Source organism: Variovorax sp. 01T439_2, from assembly GCF_056398445.1.
Genome location: NZ_JBFTPJ010000926.1, coordinates 1 through 2,322, shown reverse-complemented (window position 1 = coordinate 2,322; position 2,322 = coordinate 1). Strand labels below are relative to the sequence as shown.

The window sequence follows — 2,322 nt, the reverse complement described above, 5'->3', positions numbered from 1 at the left end:
CGCCTTGGGAGCAAGGGGTCATGTACGACCGAGCGCTGCAGGAAGGACTTTTTCCGTCCATGCGCCAGCTGGCCGAGACCTTGGGCTGCAATACTGCGACCGTCAGCCGTGCCGTCGCGCTTGCACGGCTCCCCGACGAAATTGTTGTTTTGTTTGCCTCCCCTATGGACTTACAAACCCGTTGGGCCGCGCCGCTGACCAAACTAGCCTCCGAAGGATTGCAGGTCGGTCTCGAACAGGCCCGCACGCGTCTGAAGGGAAATCCGCGGATGACTCCGTCCGAGATCTTTGCGGCGCTCACTGCGACAGATTCAGCAGCCGGAAATCGGAGGTTCAATGCCAATCCGGAGACATCGACCCTTTGCCTCGGTGGTCGACGAATCGGAGAAGTCTTGCAGGACGCAAAATCCGGAACGACGGTTCGCTTCTACGAGAAGTTGCCGCTGCCCATGTTCAGCGCTGTAGCGCAGGGCATTCAGCGCGCGTTGGACAAGTTTTGAGAGCCGTGCCCAACGTCACACCCAATCAACCGCTAGCAGCAGCAGCGGAGCTGCCACTGGTGCTCGATCTCGCCCGACAGATCTTCGACGTGATCGACGGGCGCCAAGCCCTGTCACCGACGAAGTTCATCGAGATGGTGGACCTGGATCTTGATGCCTTCGCTATCAACGCGCACGTCCATCGAAGCACGATCACTCGTTCGCCCACGGCACAAAACATCCAGTCGCATATCCGCGCGACCTTGCAAGTACTTGCTGCCGTGATGAAGACATCGGGAGGCGACCTCCAGCCCGCCATCTTCTGGTACAGGAATGAGTCGCTCGCCGCGTTTGATCACAAGACGGCTGAAGCGCTGGTGGCTGAAGGCCGGGCCGCCGACGTGCTCGATCTACTGGCGTCCTACCAGACCGGGTTTGTGGGGTGAGCAGCCTTGAGCTGATCGTTGACCGATGGACGACACCGCACATATCGATCTGATGCCCGAGCCGTCGGCGCCCAAGCTGATGTTCTTCGGCGATCCGCACGGAGACTTCGAGCCGGTGATCGCCGCGGTCGAGGGCTACCGGCCCGAGGCAATCGTCCTGCTCGGCGATCTCCAGCCTCGCCAGCCACTGCACGTCGAGCTGCAGCCGATCTTGGATCGCACCGGAGTCTGGTTTATCCACGGCAACCACGACACCGATGCCGACGCCGACTACGACCACCTGTGGGGATCGGAGCTCGCGGATCGCAACCTGCATGGCCGCATCGTTTCCATCGCTGGCTACCGGGTGGCGGGACTGGGCGGCATCTTCCGCAGCAAGATCTGGGACCCGCGGCGCCCGATCGAAGCCTCGTTCTTTTCGGACATTCATCCCCGGATTCTCGGCGTCACGCCGCCGCGCGGTGCCGGCGCTCCCCATTCATTCGCGCACCGCGAAGGCGAAATCCTCTCCTGGCTGCAGGCCCACGGCGCCTCCGGCGAACCCTGGGTCGCGCTCGACGACGCCGAGTGGCAATTCGACCGCCACAATGACCGGCTGGTGGTCTGCGGGTCCTTCGTGGGCTTCGACGCCGAAGCCTGCGCTGCCTTGCGCGCCCACTTCGAAAGGACCCACTCGTGAAGCTATTGATTCTCTCCGACCTGCATCTCGAGTTCGCACCTTTCAAGCCGGTGCCTGATCTCGAGTTCGACCTCGTCATCCTCGCCGGCGACATCCATTCGCCGGCCAAGCGGGCCATCGAGTGGGCGATGACGCGCCTTCCCGGCAAACGCGTGATCTACGTGCCCGGCAATCACGAGTACTACGGCGGCCGGCTGGGCACGACGCTGGCCGCTGCGCGCACCACCTCCGAAGGCAGCCATGTGCACCTGCTCGACGGCGACGAGCTCGTGATCGATGGCGTGCGCTTCCTCGGCGCGACGCTCTGGACCGATTTCGCGCTCGCGATTGAGGCACCCGAAGGGCGGGTCAGCGACGTCCCATGGGCGATGAAGCAGGCGACCAGCGTGCTGAACGACTACGCGCTGATCCGCACGGTCGACGACACGTCCGAGCCCAACACCTGGGGGGACATACTGGGCAGGCCGCTCCAGGCGGCCGACACGCTGCAGATCCACCAGGCCCAGCGGGCATGGCTGCAGGCGAAGCTCGCTGAACCGTTCGACGGTCGAACAGTGGTGGTGACGCACCATGCGCCGCACCGCGGTTCGCTCTCGGCGCAGTATGCCGACGACTGGGTGTCGGGCGCGTTCGTGAGCGAGCTGCCCCACGACTTCTTCGAGGTGCCTGTGCTCTGGGTGCATGGCCACACCCACCAGAGCTTCGACTACCGAGTCCG

At 63.8% G+C, this 2,322-nt stretch carries 3 protein-coding genes and 1 pseudogene; all 4 read left to right on the top strand.

Annotation, left to right across the window (positions count from 1 at the left end; all coding sequences use genetic code 11):
- Nucleotides 1-500, top strand: a pseudogene (locus AC1DOC_RS29895) (hypothetical protein); the annotation flags it as partial.
- Nucleotides 501-505: 5 nt separating this feature from the next.
- Nucleotides 506-925, top strand: a complete 420-nt coding sequence (locus tag AC1DOC_RS29890) for a DUF2384 domain-containing protein (RefSeq protein ID WP_150106893.1) — start codon at nt 506-508, stop codon at nt 923-925.
- 25 nt (nt 926-950) lie between these two features.
- Entirely contained in the window at nt 951-1,604 is a 654-nt protein-coding gene (locus AC1DOC_RS29885; protein WP_436042084.1) for a metallophosphoesterase family protein, read from the top strand.
- A partial coding sequence (locus AC1DOC_RS29880) for a metallophosphoesterase (protein ID WP_478131143.1) occupies nt 1,601-2,322 on the top strand: 722 nt, incomplete at its 3' end. The genes AC1DOC_RS29885 and AC1DOC_RS29880, both read left to right, overlap by 4 nt.